Origin of the sequence: Novosphingobium kaempferiae, assembly GCF_021227995.1 — a bacterium.
Lineage (GTDB): Bacteria > Pseudomonadota > Alphaproteobacteria > Sphingomonadales > Sphingomonadaceae > Novosphingobium > Novosphingobium kaempferiae.
In genome coordinates, this window is the sequence record NZ_CP089301.1 from 902,940 (window position 1) to 919,429 (window position 16,490).

Sequence of the window (16,490 nt, forward strand, 5' to 3'; positions counted from 1 at the left end):
GGCCGCTACGAACAGACCGGCCGACCCACTGTAATTGTCCGGTGTTTCAGAAGCGGAAACGGATGCCCGCACGGTAGGTGCGGCCGACCACGTCATAGAGGTTGGGGTTGACGAAGAACGGCGACTTCGCGGGATCCCGGTCGAACAGATTGTCGACCTTGACATAGGCCGTCACCTGCTTGGTCAGGTTATAGGTGGCGCCGACATCCATATAGAATGCACCCGGCATGAAGTTCTGGTCGATGGTCGGCGCATTCGGCGTGGAAGCAGGGCATTGTCCCGTTTCGCAGACGACATACTGATGGCCAAGTACGCCGTCGCTGAACCAGCGCTCCTGAACGAGGATGGAGAATTTGTCGTTCTCATAAGTCTGGATGGCCAGCCACTTCCAGTCAGGCGTGTTGCCCGTGTTGACCCCCGCCGAATCCACCGGAATAGTACCGGGCAGGCCCGTGTCGGTGACGAATTTGTTGATGTGCGTCGCCAGGGCCCGGACGGTGAAGCTTCCGGGAAGGCCGAACGGCTGCTGCCAGCGATAGCTTGCCTCGATGTCGAAGCCGCTCGTATCGATAGAGGCAAGATTGAACGCCTGAACGTTTATGAAGTTCGGCCCACTGGTATTCGCAAGATTGAATGCACTGCAGGTCTCCGGGACCAGTCCCTGGAAGCATAGGTTGACGATGTCGGTCGCCCCGATGCTCGAAATCACGTCGTCGATCTTGATCTTGTAATAGTCGAACGAGAGGCTCAGGCCCGGTAGCCAGGAAGCTCCGGAAAGGGCGATGCCGAAGGTGGTGTTGCGGGCGGTCTCGGGGCGCAGTGCAGGGTTACCGATGGTGTTCTGGATTGCCAGAACGTTAACGCCCCGGAACGGATCGAAGAAGTTAGGCAGCGTGGTCGTGACGGGCGCCGCGAACAGTTCCGAAAGATTCGGCGCGCGAACGTCGCGCGAAGTGACCCCGCGAATGCGCAGCCCGTCGATCGGCAGGTTCCAGGTGCCCCCGACCTTCCATGCCCAGATCGTTCCTGAAGTGCTGTAGTCGGTAACGCGGACGGCGCCATTGATATTGGCACGCCCCAGGGTGTCGGAATTGATGATCGGAAGGTCGGCTTCGAAAAAGGCTTCCTTCACGCTATAAGCGCCATTGCCGTTCTTGTAGTTGCCAGCATACCAGTTATTTCCGGCATTCAGCAGAAGCGGATCAGCCGGATATTCTGGAGTTACGGGGCTGTTATCAAAACCCGCACCATACGGATCGGCGTGAACGCGATAGAATTCGTGCCTGTATTCCGCGCCAAAGGCTATCGACAACGGCCCTGCCCACAAATCCACGGGTGAACCCGAGAGATTCACGCTCACTACGTCCTGGGTTTGCCGGGTCCGCTGAAAAGGTCCGTTTTCGGGCATGATATATGACAGCGCGGCCGCCGAGGGATTGCCGCCGAACACGTTGAGCGGCTGGCAGCCATTGGCCCGCGCGACCGCATCGGCGCAGACGACCGCCCCCCCGATCGTCGTTGCATTGATCGCCTGGTTGAAGCGATTCGTGAGGAGTATGTTGGAAACGTCGATATCGGTATAGTTGACACCATGTTCGTAGTAGGCGTCATAAGTCCAGTCGGTCCCCAAGACTTCGAGACGACCCTTTGCGCCGATGACCCCCCGATATTGGCGCCTGTCCGTATGAACCTGCGTATCGCCGAGCGCGGCATTGCTCGTACCGAAAGTAAAGCTGGTGATCCCTGCGCTGGTGCATGCGCTTTTGACCAGAGCAGGAACAAACGGGTTCGCGCACTGGATGGTAAGGCCCGGTCGGTTCATGCCGCCAACGGGCTGGTTCTGGGTCTTGACCTGTCCAAAGTTGAACGTGGCGTAAATTTCGCTGTCGTCGGCAAAATCGTAGCCGATCCGACCATACCCGTTGATCCGCTCGATCGATGACTGCAGCGAACGGCCGGCATCGACGTTGCCCGAAAGGTCTCCCCCGATACAAAAGCCGGGGAAGCATCCACGAACATTGGTCGTACCGTCGCGCGCGGGAACGCCGCCGGATCCGTACTGGAACTGGAACGGCGCCCCCGACTGGTCGAAGGCAGTCCCCTGCAAAGGACCGGCGGTGATCAGCCCGTACTTCGTGTAATTGTACGCCTGGGCCAGATCGCGCAGCACATAACGCGGTGATCCGTCGTTGACGACACCCCGGTCGATCAGACTTGTCTGGCGAAACCAGTCTCGACCGCCGGCAAGCTCAAGTCCGAAATCTCCGCCACCTACGCCGTCCTGATCCTCATACTCGCCACTGACGACCAGATGGAGACGGTTATCGGCAAGACTGGTGCCCGCGGCAAGCTGGACCAGGACCTGATCGTTGTCGCCATAGCGGGTAATGCCGCCTTGAACGTTGCCCTTGACCCCGGTGAAGCGCGTATCGGTGACAAAGTTGACGACGCCGCCGACCGCGTCCGACCCATAGGATGCCGACGCGCCGCCGTTCACGACATCGACACGCTGGATCAGGAGCTGTGGAAACAGGCTGATGTCAGGCACGCCTGTTACGTTGGCGCCGACGACCCTCTGGCCGTCGAGCAGCGTCAACGTCCGGATAGCGCCCACGCCGCGCAGCGAGAACGAGCTGAGGCCCTGCTGGCCGCTCGATGTGCTGAACGTGTTGACGGAAGTGCCGCTCGACCCCTGGAGTGACGGCAGCTGGGCGATCGTATTGAAAATATTGGGCTGCGCATTTGCCGCAATCGTTCCGGCGTCGATCACCGTAGTAGGCGTGGGCGCATTGAAGCCGCTTGCCGTAATGCGCGATCCCGTCACGATGATATCGGCCGTTGATGCGGGTTCCTCGCGATTCTGCGCCGTCGGCTTGCTTTCGGAACTGCCTGCCTGTGCATGCGCAGGCATCGCGAGCAAAGTTGCTGCCATGGCGAGCCCGCTCACTGCAGCCAGCCGGTTCAAAGCTGTCGCGCAACCTGAATTTCTCATGTCCTCTCCCCTTCCCGACCTTGCCCTCTCGAGTTGCCCGTCACGGCATGCCGCGCAGACTTCGTCTTTTCATCGAGAAGAATCGCTATGGTTAGCGATAACACCGGTATTGCTGTCGCTGATTTTGTTTGTCAATAGTCCTACAAGATTTGTTCTTGCCGAACGGGATTTTACAAGGCCGCTGGACGGCGATGGCGAAGGCTTTTAAGGCACGGAAGCGCCCAGAGGCGATCACATTGGGATGAAACGACCATGTTTGCGTTATCGGTTGATGTCCGTGGGTAGCCAGCGTCGGTTCGGTCTTCGCTGGAAAATCGTGACGCTGTTTGTTGGAGCGATGATCCTGAATTATCTCGCCCGATCGATCCTGTCGGTCGCGGCGCCGGCCATTCTGGCCGAACAATCGATTAGCAGCGAGCAGTACGGGTGGATCACCGGGGCGTTCCAGATCGGCGTCATGGTGCAGCCGCTTGCTGGCTATTTTCTGGACAGCGCAGGATTGCGCATGGGTTTCGCCGTCTGCGTGGCGGTATGGTCGGCGATCACGATGGGCCATGCCTTCGTAAGTGGCTGGTTCGGTTTCGCCGCGCTGCGTGGCATGCTCGGCATCGCTGAAGGATCGGCGCAGCCAGCCGGGCAAAAGCTCATCGCGGAATGGTTTCCGGCCAAAGAGCGTGGCGCTGCAGGGGGAATCTACAACATCGGCGCCTCATTTGGTGCTGTGATCGCTCCTCCACTCGTGGCCTGGGCGGTCATGGTCCACAGTTGGCGGCTGGCGTTCGTGGTCGCAGGTCTGATCGGCCTGATCTGGGCGGTTATTTGGTACATCCATTATAACACGCCTCGCCGTCATCGCGCGATCACCGAGAATGAGCTCGATTATATTCTGGCAGGCCAGGAGGAACGGCTTGTCGCCCGGGCCGAACGCCCGTCGTTCATGACATTGGCCCAACGGAGGGAGTTATGGGGAATCGCCCTGCCCCGCCTGCTTGCAGATCCCGTATGGGGCATGCTCTCGTTCTGGATGCCGCTCTATCTTGCACGGGTTCGCGGTTTTGACCTGGGTCAGATCGCGCTTTTCGCCTGGCTGCCATTCCTTGCCGCCGACCTCGGATGCCTCTTCGGCCCCGCCGTCGTCGCCTTCCTTCATCGTCGCGGCATCCATCTGATCGATGCCCGACGCTGGGCCTTCTCGCTTGGGGCGCTGATGATGACGGGCATGGCCTTTGTCGGCCTAGCTTCGAATCCCTATGCCGCGATTGCGCTGCTTTGCCTCGGTGGCTTTGCGCACCAGACGCTGTCGGTCACCGTCATTACGATGGCCTCGGACCTTTTTGCACGTAACGAAGTCGCGACGGCCACTGGAATGGCCGGAGCGGCCGGTAACCTCGGGGTTCTGGTATTCTCGCTCATGCTGGGTCAAATGGTTGACACCGTTGGTTACGGTCCCTTTTTCGCACTGCTCGGTGTGCTCGACCTGGTCGGTGCCGCCCTCCTTTGGATACTGATACGCAAGCCCCAATGACAAATATTTCCAATCCAATCCTTCGGGGCTTCAATCCTGATCCGTCGATCGTCCGTGTCGGGGATGATTTCTTCATCGCCACTTCGACGTTCGAATGGTTTCCGGGTGTCCAGATCCACCATAGTCGCGACCTGGTCCATTGGCGTCTGGCCGCCCGGCCATTGCGCCGAGCCTCGCAACTGGACATGCGGGGAGACCCGGATTCTTGCGGTGTCTGGGCACCGGATTTGACTCATGCTCATGGCCGCTTCTGGCTCGTCTTCACAGACGTCAAGCGGTACGGAATGACCACAGTCAACGGCGCTGCCGGCGTTTCGCTCCGAGATTTTCCGAACTACCTGGTGTGGTCAGACCATATTGACGGCGATTGGTCGGATCCCGTGCATCTCAACAGTAGCGGGTTCGATCCGTCCCTTTTTCACGACGAGCATGGCCAGACCTGGATTCTGAACATGTTGTGGGATCACCGCCCCGGGCGGGGACGTTTCGCCGGCATCCAGATCCAGCAACTTGACCGGGACACGATGGCTCTGGTCGGCGAACCGACCACCATTTTCGAGGGCACGGAACGGGGATTTACCGAAGGTCCTCATTTGTATCAAAAGAACGGGTGGTTTCATCTTCTCGTCGCCGAGGGCGGTACGGGCTGGAACCATGCGGTCGTCATGGCGCGCTCGCGTCACATTCTCGGCCCTTATGAAGTTCATCCTGATGGTGAGGTACTCACAGCGGCGGGGTCCACGGACGGACCATTGACCCGCGCGGGCCATGGCGACCTCGTTGAAATGGAGAACGGCACGGTGTGGATGGCCTATCTATGCGGCAGGCCCGCGTCCGGCACCGCGCGCTGCATCATGGGACGCGAAACAGCAATTCAGGAAATGGTGTGGGGACACGATGGCTGGCTACGGGCAAAAGCCGCCCGGGCCCGCCCGGAGTTGACACCGCGCGGCCCTGAACTGCCGCTCGCACCATGGCCGGCAGAGCGATGGGATGGCAGATTCGACACGCAGACACTGCCGAGCGAATTCCAGTGGCTCCGGTCGCCTTACGGGGAACGCTTATTCAGTCTCACCGCCAATCCGGGCTACTTGCGGCTTTACGGTCGCGAAACGGTTGGCAGCGTCTTCGAACAGGCACTTGTCGCCCGCCGACAGACGGACTTCAAATTCAGAGCCACAACCGAAATGACATTCGCTCCCCAGTCCTTTCAACAGGCAGCTGGGTTGATCTACTACTATAACAGTACAAAGTTCTATTATCTGCACGTCACCGCTGAGGGTCAAATACCGCAATTGCAATTGATGCAGGCATCGCCCGAACAAGACCCGGGGACGACGCTGGAAGTCATCTGTGATCTGCCGGATGGCCCCTATGAACTGCGGATCGAGGTCGACACGACCGTAGCCAAATTCGGTTGGAGAGTCGCGGGAGCGACTGCATGGCAATGGCTGCCGCATCGGCTGGATGCAACGATCCTGTCGGACGAGGTGACCTCGCCTGGTCTGCCGAACTTCACTGGCGCATTCGTAGGCATGGCCTGCCAGGATCTTTCCGGTGCCGGCACACCTGCGGACTTTGCGTCGTTCGTTTACGTCGAGGAAGGGAACTCCGGCATCGTCGATTGACGCTGCACGAATTCATGCTGGAGTATGCGTTCGATCGCGGGGCGGGCGGGGCTGCGTGAACCGATCTGGGCGATCAACATTCCCATGGCCTCGGCGGCCATTTCGCGGACGGGCTGACGGATGGTCGTCAACGGCGGCCAGAGCGTGGTGGCGACAGTAGTGTCGTCGAAGCCGGCGACGGCCAGTTGCGACGGAACGTCCAGATGCTTGCGATGCGCGACCGAGACCACGGCAGCGGCCATGTCATCGTTGCTGGCGAATATGGCGGTGGGCGGGACGGGCGCATTCAGCAACTGTTCTGCAGCCATGAGTCCCGAGGTGTATGTGAAATCCCCCTGGACAACCTGAACGTCAATGCCACCGGCTTCGCGTACGGCGGCATAGAAGCCCGCCATGCGTTCCGCGCTGGCGGCCTGGTCGGGATTACCCAGCACAAATCCCAAACGCTTGTGTCCCTGACCGATCAGATGACGCGTCATTTCATACGCCGCGCCACGATCATCGATCCGCACGCAGACGGCTTCAGGCGTTTGATAGGCACCGACCGCCGCCATGATGCAACCAGCCTCTCGCAAAGTGCGCAGTATTTCCGGAGATTCTCCCAAAGGGGGGGCCAGCAGTACGCCGCTCATTCCTGATGCGAGCATCTCCTTCACGGCCTCTCTTCCAGGCGGGCAGCCGTCGCGACCTTTGAGCAGGACCAGCCTTGCACTGCGTGCCGACGCCTCCTCGAATACTCCGGTAAGAAAGTCGCTCATGAATGCCGCACTCGGATTGGAATAGATGACTCCGATGCGCAGTTCGTTCGATGTGACGAGATTGCGTGCCGCCACATTGGGTATATAGGCGAGGGCCTTGATAGCCTTCTTTACTGCAGCGCGCGTTTCCGGGCTGACTCCAGACCGCCCGTTTATGACGCGCGATACCGTCATCGAAGACACGCCCGCCCGCGCTGCGACGTCGACCAGCGTTGCACCCCGCCCAGATGGCGCTGATTTCGTCATTAATCTCTCTCTAGACGATACGATCGGATAATCGCGTCAAACAGTTGAACTAGGAACACAGGTTCAATCATCATCTCACAGTCCGTCGCACGAATGCCTCTTTGCCACAAGCCGGCAAAAACCATCGACAAGCATATGTGATAACGTTAACAATCTCTACGATAAATCTGGGGAGGAATTGATGCAGTGGGGCGTGGAATCGATCGCGTTTACATCATGAGGACAGACAGGGTCTTCGGCGCCCTGAAACGGACCGAGCCGCTATGCCCCTCTCCGGCACGACGCGCAGCGGTAACATTGACACGCAAAGTTAAGCTGATTTTTGTGTTGATCGGCATCGCTCTGCCCATTTGTGGGCTTCATGCCCAGGTATGGCGCGCGGATCAGGGCGACGGAACATATAGAAACCCCGTGCTGTTCGCAGACTATCCCGATCCGGATATCATTCGGGTAGGCGAAGATTTCTATTTCGTCTCGACGACGTTCGCCAACTCTCCTGGCATCGTAGTTCTGCACTCCCGGGATCTGGTGAACTGGACGATCGCCGGTCATGTTGTAGATCGTCTCGATGGCGACCCGCACTATGATCTTGATGGAGGACATGCCTATCGGCGCGGCTTCTACGCCGCGAGCATCCGTCATAAAAACGGGATATTCTACGTAGCGGTGACGCCGGTGGGCCATCGTACCCGCATATATCGAGCGCCGCGGATAAACGGTCCATGGACATATGCCGAACTTGACAGGGAAGCGTTCGATCCCGCGCTGTTCCTCGATGACGATGGCCGCAACTACGTGGTTTCGTCCATCGGCACGGACGGGACGGTCACCCTGCTGACTCTCACTGACACGCTGGATGCCGTAACGTCCGCGAAGACCATCTATTATAACAAGGGCGCGGAAGGGGCCAAGATCATCAAGCGGAATGGATGGTACTATCTGTTCAACGCAATTCCTTCCAAACTGGCGCTCACCGTTTCGCGTGCGCGCGATCTTGCGGGTCCTTGGGAAACACGTCCGCAAATCGACGATACCACGGGCGGCCATCAGGGCGCGCTGGTCGATCTTCCGGACGGGACATGGTTTGGCTTCGTCATGGTCGATGCCGGGCCGATCGGACGCATGACCAACATCAGCCCGATACATTGGCAGGCCGACTGGCCGGTATGGGGCACGCCCGAAGCACCTGGGCGCGTACCGATGCGGGCGGCCAAGCCCATTGACGGAAAGTCCTTCGCCGAGCCTCCGACTTCGGATGATTTCTCTCGGCCGGTTCTTGGCTTGCAATGGCAGTGGAACCATAACCCGGACGATACGCGCTGGTCGCTGACGGATCGACCGGGATTCCTGCGCCTCCACGCAACCAGGGCCAGCAACATCTGGGCTGCTCGCGATACACTGATTCAGAAAGGCCAGGGGCCACAAAGTCGCGGCACGGTGAAGGTGGATATCAGCGGCCTCCGGCAAGGAGATACTTGCGGCTTCGGAACCTTCGGCAAGATCAGCGCGCAACTTGCGGTCGAGGGCGGAAGGAACGGCGGGCGAACTCTTTTGATGCAGATGACCGATGCCCGCGCGGATGGTCCCCATACCGTCCAACGCGAAGGCGGCATTCGCATCGACAGTGCAACGCTGTGGCTGCGCACCGACATGAACTTCGACGAAAAGCAGGGGCGTCTGTCCTACAGCACGGACAATCGCAACTGGAACGGGGTCGGGGGTAGCTTTCCGCTTCTCTACGACTGGCGCACAGGGACATTCCAAGGGGAGCAGTTCGCCATCTCCTGCTACAATCCCGGTGCTTCGGGCGGCTATCTCGACATCGACAGCTTCACGCTTTCAAAACTTCCGTCAGATCAGTGAATTCCCGGACCCCGGGCCGCTCTCGCTAAGGTACAACAGAGTAGTATGCAGATGATCAGCAAAGGTCGTATCCTGATCTCATTGGTGATGCTGGCGGGAAGCGCCGGTCTTTCCGCCCAGACCCCTGATCCGCTTGGCCCTACCGGTCGATGGAGCGCCAACGAAGCCGGGAGTGCCGCGCTACCCCCGATGGGCTGGAACAGCTGGAATGCCTTCTTCACCCAGATTGATGAGGAAAAGCTGCTCGGTGCCGCGAACAAGATCGTCGAAAGCGGTCTTTCACGCAAAGGCTATCGATACGTGAACATCGATGACGGATGGGCCCTTAAGCGCCGAACCACCGACAGCAAGCTGCTGATCCGCGATGACAAGTTCCCGTCCACGCGGAACCGGTCAGGTACTCCATCCTTCCGGCCTCTCACCGATCGCATTCATGCGATGGGTCTTAAGGCGGGCATATATTCCGACCTTGGACGCAATACCTGCTCCCAGGCCTACGCGACAGGAGGCGAGCAACTGCCGCAAGGTACGGTCGCGGAACGGGAAGTGGGGCTTTACGGCCATGTCGATCAGGATATCCGCCTTTTTTTCGCCGATTGGGGGTTTGATGCGATAAAGATCGATGGATGCGGCATCCGCGCTTTCTCGCCGGACGAAGAAATCGTTCGATCGGGCAGGTTTCGAGCGCTGAAGCCTCTCATCGACCAGGCCTCGGTAACACGCTCCGATGTGCCCGCCGTGCGCGAACTGTTTGCCGACATCAACCGCGCACTGGGGCGGTACAGCCCCGATAGCGACTACATGCTTTCATTATGCATCTGGGGCAGTGCCAACGTCAGGGCGTGGGGAAAGGATGTGGGCAACATATCCCGCACCAGCGACGATATCTCTGCCAACTGGAGCAGAATGCTCACCAATTACGATAGCGCCGTGCGGCGTGCTTTCTATGCGCATCCCGGATCGTGGAACGATCCTGACATGCTCTTTATCGGTACAGGCGACTTCGACGAGAACCATATTATCGAAGCGAGGTCGCATTTTGCGCTTTGGTCGATGATGAACGCGCCGCTCCTGATCGGGACGGACCTGCGAAAGACGCCGCAGGCTCTCATTGACATTTTTGGCAATGCGGAATTGATCGCCGTCAATCAGGACCCCGCAGGCAACCAGGCCGTGGTCGCATTCGACAGCGATGCGTTGCAGATCCTGGTAAAGACCCTGGCCAATGGAGAAAAGGCCGTGGCCCTGTTCAACCGGGGGATGGCACCGGTGGACGCGGTTCTCACGTCGGATCATCTCAAGTTCTCCGGCACCCGCGAAGTGACCTTGCGTGACTTGTGGACCGGCGAAGTCAGCCGGTTCCTGAAGGAGGCCAAACTGCATGTCGAACCGCGTCAGACGCTGGTTTTCCGCGCATCCGGAACCCGGCAACTGGCTTCCGGACTGTACCTTTCCGAACAGCCAGGCCGGGTCAATCCCGCAGACGACGGCACCGTGAACCCTCTGCCCGACCCGACCATCTACCGATCGGTTCCCGGCTGGCGCGGCACGCGGGGTATGGGCGAACGACCGATCTATGCGGGCTGGGGCGGCGCGATGCCAGATGCCACACCTTACAACCAGCCGTTGGTTGTAGCCGGCAAGCCTTACCCGGCGGGCGTGGGTGTCCTGGCAAATTCCCGGATCGAAGTGCGCAATGAGGGTTTTGCACGGTTCAGCGCGGACGTCGGAGTGGATGACAGTGCAGAAGATGGCGGTCAGCCTGTCCAGTTCTTCCTCTATGGCGACGGCAAGCCGCTCGCCAATACGCCCCCCCTTCGTCGCGGAGAGCCGGCGCGCCCGCTTTCGGCTGATATACGTGGGATCTCCATTGTCGAAATGGTCGCCCGGGCGCCGGATGCGAAGGGAAATGCCGTACCCGTAACATGGGGTGGAGCCGCCCTGCTGCGCTGACCCCAAGCCGAACCGAACGACGCCTGCACCGCATTTATAGCGATCCAGGTGTCGTTCGACGATGTCTATCGAGCCGAAGGTTCGGCTTCCAGCCTGTATTCATAAACGGATGTCGACATCGCCGGCACCGTCAACTGATCCGCAAGCGGGGGCACACGGCTTTCGGTTATCGCGACCTGCGGTTTTTTGCCGACCTTGTTTGCCGCGTCGAGCGTGCGGCCAGCGAGCCGCCACACTTTTCCCGCTCCGTTCGTTCGCGGATACTTTGCGAAAGTCACGCTCTGGGATTTCAGAGTGGCGTTGACGATGCCGACGCGTAGCGACCTGCCGTCCGGGCTCAGCGCTGCGATCATGTCCAGAGGATATGTCTCGCTGCCGGAGTTGATTTTCGGATGGCTGAAACCGACCGCATATTGCGGGTCAGGCTGGGGCATGTTGCCGGTAAGCGCGACCGGGGTGACCCCCTTGCCGAAATGTTCACCGTAGAGCTTGAATACGAGTCCCGTGGTGTTCATCACCGAATCGGTCGGGGTGATGTCCATCGTCGATGCTCCGGACGTGAAAGCGGCCATCTTCAGAAAGTCGCTGTGGCGAAGCATTTCCTGCATCACCATCGAATAGGCCAGCGCGGACCTGAGCGTCGCCCCATCCTTCGCCATGTACGCGTATTCGTCGATCGAAAGGAAGATGCCCTTATCCCTGATGGCCGGAAAGCGCTGTTGGTAAATCTTCCATTCTTCCGCCTTCATCCGCACCTGGTTCGCAGGGGAACGTGCGAATTCGATCAGGTCCTGCTGGGGAGAGGCGTCGGGCCGATCTTCGCCCCTGTCGTACCAATGTTCGGTGATACCGTCGAAAGTGCCCATGGCCCGGGCGAAAAAACCTCCGGTCCAGTCCTCTTCCGTACCGAACTTGTGCTGGATGCTTTCGAGGGAGGCGTTCTCCTTGGTGCCCTTGGGCTTCAACTGGTCCGGCATCGCACCCGAGGCGAGCAGGACGATGCCGGGGTCTCTGGCCCGCATGGCCTTGGCGAAATCCTTATGCTTCATCATGTAATAATCGAGCGATGTCTTCCCGATCTGCCACCACCCATAAGGCTCATTGCCGATATTCCACCACCTGACCCGGTAGGGTTGCGGGCGGCCATTGGCGGCGCGCCTGGCCCCCCATTCGGTGGTCACTGAGCCGTTGAGGTATTCAACCTCCTCCGCCGCCGAGTTCGCGTCGCCCAGCCCGGCGTTTACAGTCACATAAGGTTCGACCCCAAGTATTCGCGTCAGATCCATCCATTCATCCATGCCGATGTCATTGGTCTGCATGGCGCTCCAGGCATGATCGAACATCGGCACGCGCCTGTCGCGGGGACCGAGCGCCTGATGCCAGTCCCAATTGGACAGGAAGTTCCCGCCAGGCAGCCGCCAGAACCCCGAATTGAGCGATCGCGCAATCGCGGTGGTGTCCGCCCGCCAGCCGTTGATGTTGTCCGCCGGCATCAGCGAAACAGCGCCCACGCGAAAGCACCCGGCTCCCGTCCCGGTCACTTCAAAGCGGGCGTCGGCTGATGAACGGCGCGGTTTGAAGGCAAGCGGGACTTCGGTCCAGCCTCCGGTCGGCGCGGGAAGCGCGATGATCTGGCGATCGGCCTTGCCGGGGCCCCACACCAGAGCGACTTCGACTTTGGCCGAAGCGTCGCCGCTCAGCTGGATGCGCCCGGTGTAGTCCTTGCCCGCAACCAGTGCGATGCCAGCCTGTCCAAACCCCCGCTGCGTGCCTCCCGCCAGCATTACCGACGGGCTTTGCGCACCGACAAAAGCGTCGCGGGTGTCCATGTCGACCGCATCGTCGCCTCCGATCGGCCGCCATTTCCGGAAGGTGGGAGCTTTGCGGCCCTCGACGGTGTCGGGCACCACCGGGTCCCGCCCTTGCGGAACGACGGGATAGTAGAACTTTCGGTCGTCCAGCATCTCCGCCCACAGGCTTTCGTTGACCAGCCCACCGATGGGTTCGATGAACATGCCGTATTCATAAGCGGTAACCGGCGCACTGCGGATCGTGGCGTCGATCGTCGCAGTGATCGGCTGCGCGAGTGCTCGCGTGCCGGAAAGCGTAAGCCAGCAGGCGGCCCCCAGCCGTAAATTCCCTCGCATCTCTTTCTCCCTCGAAATTGGTCGCGCTACTGACGTTTCGGGCGCCCTGTCATGCAAGACGGGTCAGCGACCCGATACGATGGGCAGTTCGATCGGGCCCACCGGCAGCGGGGCCTCGTCATAAAGATTGACGACCGGTGCATCGGCCCAGGCGTAGCGAACGCGCGTGGCGGGGAGTCCGTCACCCGCCAGCCTTACTCGCGAACCCTCGACCAGACCAGGGACGAAACGGCATGTTCCTGCCGCCGCGCCGCACAGCTCGAACCCGATTGCCTGTGCCGAGCTGCGCGCGTGCAACTGCCCGGTAAGCCCCGAAAATGCGATCATCGCTCCGCCATCGGCCGTCGCTGTCGCGCTTGTCGCCTGCGGGCCCAGTCGCGGCGTGGCGTCACCATAGGCGGTGGACTGCATCGCCATCGCCACCCGTCGGCCGATCTCGTGCTTTTCTCCGGGATGGATGTCGAATGGATCACCGAGGTCGATCGCCGTCGCCAGTCCGCCATGCGCGTCCTGCGCCATCGCAAGCTGTTGCGTCGCGCGCATTGCGGCCCAGCCGCTTTCGACCGGGCGCGTGGCAGGCCTGCCGTAGGATGCCAGTTGAACGGCGACGACAGCAAGATCAGGCGCGGAGAACTGCCTGCGCCAGTCGGCCATCATCGCCGCCATGCGTTGCGAGTAACCAGGGATATCGACATCCGATTCCCCCTGATACCAGGCAATGCCTCTGAGCCCGAAGTCGCCGAGCGGCGCGATCATGCCGTTATAAAGGGTGCCCGCGCCGGTCACATCGCTCCAGGGAACGCGCGGCGCCCCGGCAGGCGACTTCACGGCAACGGCATAGTCCCACCCCTCCCCCAGCGCCACATCGTCGTCACCTTCAAATCGCAGCGCGATATCGGCGGACGGGCCGAGCAGGCCACCGGTCGAATACCCGTTCTGGATGTTGAGGACGATGACGTTGCGTCCAGCGTGCAGCAGGCCCGGGGGCACGGTGAACGCCGCCGGCGACCAGCTGCGGGGGCTCATGCCGACAGGTTTCCCGTTGATCCACGCGCGCCCGACGTCGTCCATCGTGCCCAGCGACAGGGTAGCCTGCTGTCCGGCCTGCTCTGGCGTCAGATCGATGGCGCGCCGGAACCAGACCATGCCTTTGTAATCCACCAGAGCAGGCACTCCCCAGTTGTCCCAGGGGCCGATCCCGGGAACCCCCGCCCAGGAGAGCGCGCTATCGACCTGCCACGGCTCGCTGCCCGCAACGTCACCCGTTTCCCGCCGCCACCAAGCTTCCCACGTGGCCGAGGCCGCGCGCTCTCCGGCGATCGGATCACGGGCGTGAAGCGTCATCATCGCGGTCTGGTCGGCCCGTCCAATCGTGGCTTGGGCACCCTCGCCCATCCAGGCACCGATCTGCGAGCCGCCCCAGCTGCTGGCTATGGCTCCCACCGGCACCCCGGCATAGGCCCGCAACGCCTGAGCCATGTAAAGGCAGACGGCGGAGAATTCGGGTACAGTGTCCGGCCCGGCGGCTTTCCAGCTGACACTTCGCGCGAAATCGCGCTGCGGCATTTCGGCGACCGCGCGCGGAACGAGGAACAGCCGCAGGCCTTCATCGGCGGACTTGCCGATCTGTCCCGCCGAATCCTGGGCATTGCGCGTTTCAAGCTCCATGTTGGATTGGCCGGAGCACAGGAAGACGTCGCCCACCACCACGTCGCGGGCAACCGCGTCGCCAGATTCGCTCCGAAGCGAAAGCGCCACCGGCCCGGCCGCTCCCGGAGGATCAAATCGCGCGGCGAAACGACCGGCTTTGTCGGCAAGTACTTTCCGGTCGGCCTGACCCAGTGTGACGGTCACCGTCTCGCCCGCATCGGCGCGGCCGGTTACAGTGACGGGGTGGCCGCGCTGGATTACCGCATGATCACTGAACTGTGGGTCTAGCGTGGCTGAGAACGAGGGTTCAGCTCCCAGCGCGACGAGGGCGGCTGCAAGAAGCCGATGCGTTTGGCGCGGCACTCGTCCATTCTCCCGTTACAGTGCGACTCCGCCTGTTGCGCTTTTGCCGCGACAGCGACGAAACCCCATTTTGCCGGTGCCGACAAGCGTTATTGTTATCGCAATCTAATATAATGCTTTTCTGCTGATTGCGCTATCATACCGGCAACGCTATCCTTGCGGGTAATAACGGGAGAGAGAAGATGAAGCGATGGGCAGCGGGCGTATTGACGATAACGGTGCTGGCCGCAGCTTGCGGGCAGCAGACGCAAAAGTCGGAGGATGCGAGCCCGGTTCGGCGCGCGGCGCCCGATTATCTCTCTCAGCCGCTCGTCAGGGAAATCTATACCGCCGATCCGTCAGCGCATGTCTGGAACGGCAAAATCTACGTCTATCCCAGCCACGATGTCGATGGGCCGACGAAACAGGATGATCTCGGCAGTCACTTCGAAATGCGGGACTATCGGGTCCTATCCATGGACAAGATCGGCGGCCCGGTCAGGGTGGGGCCCGTCGCGCTCGACGTGAAGGACGTCGGCTGGGCGGACAAGCAGATGTGGGCGCCCGATGCGGCGGTCAAGAACGGCACGTATTACCTCTATTTTCCGGCGAAAGACCGGGACGGCGCGTTCCGCATCGGCGTCGCCACGTCGCGCAACCCGATGGGCCCCTTCAAGCCGCAGCCCGCCCCGATCAAGGGCAGTTATTCGATCGATCCCGCCGTATTCACCGACGACGACGGTTCCAGCTACATGTATTTCGGCGGAATATGGGGTGGCCAGTTGCAGCGCAACGTCAACGGTCGTTTCGACCCGAATGGATCGAAGACCGACTTGGGGCAGGACGACAAGCCCGCACTGGCACCGCGCGTCGCGCGCATGACCGGCGATATGCTTGAATTCGCCGAACCGCCGCGTCCGGTTCAAATCCTCGATGAAAAGGGCATGCCGCTCCTGGGTGGCGATCACGACCGCCGCTTCTTCGAAGCATCCTGGATGCACAAATACAAGGGCAAGTACTACTTCAGTTATTCGACGGGTGACACGCATTATCTCGTCTACGCCATCGGCGAATCTCCTTATGGTCCGTTTACCTACAAAGGGCGAATCCTTGAACCGGTAGAAGGCTGGACGACCCATCATTCGATCGTCCGGTGGAACGGGCGCTGGTGGCTGTTCTATGCAGATAGCCAACTGTCGGGTCAGACCCGGCTACGCAACGTGAAGGTAACCGAACTGCACTATGCTGCGGACGGGACCATCCGCACGATCAATCCGTTCACTTCGCCCAAAGCACCCTGACGCCCTGCCCACCGGCAATGGGTCCGATCAGACAGTCGCGAACACGGCGCAGTCGGACTCTGCGCTTTCGTTCCAAACGGTCCCA

Annotated in this window: 9 protein-coding genes; 5 read left to right on the top strand and 4 right to left on the bottom strand. The window is 60.7% G+C overall.

Annotated elements, in window-relative coordinates:
• Nucleotides 1-46 precede the first annotated feature (46 nt).
• Nucleotides 47-2,992, bottom strand: coding sequence for a TonB-dependent receptor plug domain-containing protein (locus LO787_RS04300; protein WP_232494619.1), 2,946 nt, complete (start codon nucleotides 2,990-2,992; stop codon nucleotides 47-49).
• Between the two features lie 271 nt (nucleotides 2,993-3,263).
• Between LO787_RS04300 and LO787_RS04305 the strand changes: the two genes are divergently transcribed.
• Together LO787_RS04305 and LO787_RS04310 are read left to right on the top strand one after the other, a co-directional pair.
• Nucleotides 3,264-4,517 (top strand): MFS transporter, encoded by a 1,254-nt coding sequence (locus LO787_RS04305; protein ID WP_232494620.1) that lies wholly within the window; start codon nucleotides 3,264-3,266, stop codon nucleotides 4,515-4,517.
• Nucleotides 4,514-6,145 (top strand): glycoside hydrolase family 43 protein, encoded by a 1,632-nt coding sequence (locus LO787_RS04310; RefSeq protein WP_232494621.1) that lies wholly within the window; start codon nucleotides 4,514-4,516, stop codon nucleotides 6,143-6,145. The genes LO787_RS04305 and LO787_RS04310 overlap by 4 nt, the downstream gene beginning before the upstream one ends.
• Here the strand turns inward: LO787_RS04310 and LO787_RS04315 are convergent.
• The gene (locus tag LO787_RS04315; protein ID WP_232494622.1) at nucleotides 6,109-7,077 is read right to left on the bottom strand and encodes a LacI family DNA-binding transcriptional regulator; all 969 of its coding nucleotides are present in this window, start codon (nucleotides 7,075-7,077) and stop codon (nucleotides 6,109-6,111) included. The genes LO787_RS04310 and LO787_RS04315 overlap by 37 nt on opposite strands.
• Nucleotides 7,078-7,473: 396 nt before the next feature.
• Between LO787_RS04315 and LO787_RS04320 the strand changes: the two genes are divergently transcribed.
• Together LO787_RS04320 and LO787_RS04325 are read left to right on the top strand one after the other, a co-directional pair.
• Nucleotides 7,474-9,012, top strand: coding sequence for a glycoside hydrolase family 43 protein (locus LO787_RS04320; RefSeq protein ID WP_420847810.1), 1,539 nt, complete (start codon nucleotides 7,474-7,476; stop codon nucleotides 9,010-9,012).
• A gap of 45 nt (nucleotides 9,013-9,057) precedes the next feature.
• Nucleotides 9,058-10,965: an NPCBM/NEW2 domain-containing protein gene (locus LO787_RS04325; protein WP_420847787.1), complete on the top strand. Its 1,908-nt coding sequence runs from the start codon at nucleotides 9,058-9,060 to the stop codon at nucleotides 10,963-10,965.
• 65 nt (nucleotides 10,966-11,030) lie between these two features.
• Here the strand turns inward: LO787_RS04325 and LO787_RS04330 are convergent, their stop codons facing one another.
• Both LO787_RS04330 and LO787_RS04335 read right to left on the bottom strand, forming a co-directional pair.
• Nucleotides 11,031-13,112, bottom strand: coding sequence for an alpha-L-arabinofuranosidase C-terminal domain-containing protein (locus LO787_RS04330; protein ID WP_232494624.1), 2,082 nt, complete (start codon nucleotides 13,110-13,112; stop codon nucleotides 11,031-11,033).
• Nucleotides 13,113-13,175: 63 nt separating this feature from the next.
• On the bottom strand, nucleotides 13,176-15,125 hold the full coding sequence (locus LO787_RS04335; protein ID WP_232494625.1) for a sialate O-acetylesterase: 1,950 nt from the start codon (nucleotides 15,123-15,125) through the stop codon (nucleotides 13,176-13,178).
• A 182-nt stretch (nucleotides 15,126-15,307) separates the two neighbouring features.
• Between LO787_RS04335 and LO787_RS04340 the strand changes: the two genes are divergently transcribed.
• A complete protein-coding gene (locus LO787_RS04340) occupies nucleotides 15,308-16,405 on the top strand; it encodes a glycoside hydrolase family 43 protein (RefSeq protein WP_232494626.1) in 1,098 nt (365 codons plus the stop codon).
• The last annotated feature ends 85 nt before the right edge of the window (nucleotides 16,406-16,490 follow it).